Source organism: Aquabacterium sp., from assembly GCF_021768455.1.
Taxonomy (GTDB): domain Bacteria; phylum Pseudomonadota; class Gammaproteobacteria; order Burkholderiales; family Burkholderiaceae_C; genus Aquabacterium.
Genome location: NZ_JAIZVX010000312.1, coordinates 1 through 1105 on the forward strand (window position 1 = coordinate 1; position 1105 = coordinate 1105).

Annotated in this window: 1 pseudogene; it reads left to right on the forward strand. The window is 68.1% G+C overall.

The features are described from left to right. Positions 1–21: 21 nt before the first annotated feature. Positions 22–1105, forward strand: a pseudogene (locus QZ994_RS19960) (YgiQ family radical SAM protein); the annotation flags it as partial.

The following is a 1105-nucleotide window of genomic DNA, read 5'->3' on the forward strand; positions in this document are numbered from 1 at the left end:
GAAGAAGCTAAGCTGCAACGCATGCCCAAGGCCAAGCCCATCACGAGCTACCGCCCTTACTGGGCCAAGCGCTTCGGCCGCGCCAAATTCCTGCCCATGAGCCGCGAGGAGATGAACGAGCTCGGCTGGGACAGCTGCGACATCATCATCGTCACCGGCGATGCCTATGTGGACCACCCCAGCTTCGGCATGGCCGTGATCGGCCGCGTGCTGGAAGCCCAGGGCTTCCGCGTGGGCATCATCGCCCAGCCCGACTGGCAGAGCGCCGAGCCCTTCAAGGCCCTGGGCAAACCGAACCTGTTCTACGGCGTGGCCGCCGGCAACATGGATTCGATGATCAACCGCTACACGGCCGACCGCAAGATCCGCAGCGACGACGCCTACACGCCCGGCGGCGTGGCCGGCAAGCGGCCCGACCGCGCCTCGCTGGTGTACGCCCAGCGCTGCAAGGAAGCCTACTCGGACGTGCCCATCATCATGGGCGGCATCGAGGCCTCGCTGCGCCGCATCGCCCACTACGACTACTGGCAGGACAAGGTGCGCCGCTCCATCGTGATGGACGCCAAGGCCGACCTGCTGCTCTACGGCAATGCCGAGCGCGCCATCATCGAGGTCGCCCACCGCCTGGCCGCCCGCGAGCCCATCGAGCAGATCACCGACGTGCGCGGTACCGCCTTCCTGCGCCGCACCAACGACCCCACCGCCGAAGGCTGGTTCGAGCTCGACTCCACCGAGGTCGACATGCCCGGCCGCATCGACCAGCACATCAACCCCTACATGACCATGGCCCAGCAGGCCGAGGCCCAGGGCGAGACCTGTGCGCGCGAAGAAGAAGGCGCCTTCGACCCGCTCAAGAACAGCGGCAAGGTGCAGATCGGTGGCGCGGCCCAGGCCGACCTGCAAGGTGGTGCCAAGCCCATCCAGTTCGTGGTCAACCCGGCCCTGCCCGCCCGCAGCGGCAAGATCGCCCTGCCTCCGCGCGAGCGCACCGTCATCCGCCTGCCAGCCTACGAGCAGGTCAAGAGCGACCCGGTGCTCTATGCCCACGCCAACCGCGTGCTGCACCTCGAGACCAACCCCGGCAACGCCCGCGCCCTGGTGCAGG